General features: G+C 50.1%; 2 pseudogenes. Both read right to left on the bottom strand.

The features are described 5' to 3' along the window. Positions 1-295 (bottom strand): annotated as a pseudogene (locus tag HMPREF2983_RS05360) (conjugative transposon protein TraJ); the annotation flags it as partial. Between the two features lie 40 nt (positions 296-335). Then, positions 336-733 (bottom strand): annotated as a pseudogene (locus HMPREF2983_RS05355) (hypothetical protein); the annotation flags it as partial.

The following is a 733-nucleotide window of genomic DNA, read 5'->3' as shown; positions in this document are numbered from 1 at the left end:
CCTGCTGGTGTACCATCATCTCCGTTCCCTGCACCACGGGCGAGAGAACGGCATTCATCGTACCCAGTACGACTGTCGGGAAGAACATAATGCAGAAGCCAAGCACGAAGGGGCGCAGCAAGGGAAAGACGTCTATCGCCTCGGCACGGGCAATGGAAGCCCATACCCGAAGGGCAATATAAAAGAGTGCACCCAAACCTGCAATGCCTTTGGCAATACCCGTCATCTGGGCACAGAGTGGCATCATCTCGTCATAGGTGGAGCGTAGCAGCTCATGTAAACTGGCAAAATCCATAAGCAAGTGTGTTTAGATGTATGAATGACCAATAACTTAATTACCAATACCTGCTTGCCGTATTACCATAGAGTGCCTTAACAGAGGCAAGGTTGTTCTTCTCCCTTGCACGCACATAGCTCACGGAGATGTTTTTCCTTGTGTAATAGGAGACGAGCGAGCGGTATTCCCTCAGCGTGGTATAGATGCGGTCGATGGACTGCATTCGCTCATGGTCGTTCATCGAGAAGACATTACTCTTGACAATGGACTTTAGTTCCTTGAGACTCTCACCGCTCTGCTCCAAGAGCTTGGCATAGCCCGAAGCCATTGCAGCAAGTTCCGAAGGGCGGAAGTTTTTGTCCGAGAGCATTTTCTTATACGAGGTAACATAAATCTCCGAGATGTCCCCCACCATCAGGATGCACTCCTTGACCTTGTAGGCATCTCCGATGAGAT

The organism is Prevotella sp. HMSC077E09 (genome assembly GCF_001814685.1).
Classification (GTDB): domain Bacteria; phylum Bacteroidota; class Bacteroidia; order Bacteroidales; family Bacteroidaceae; genus Prevotella; species Prevotella oris.
Note: the sequence above shows the minus strand (reverse complement) of the source record. Positions and strands in the feature narration are given on the sequence as shown.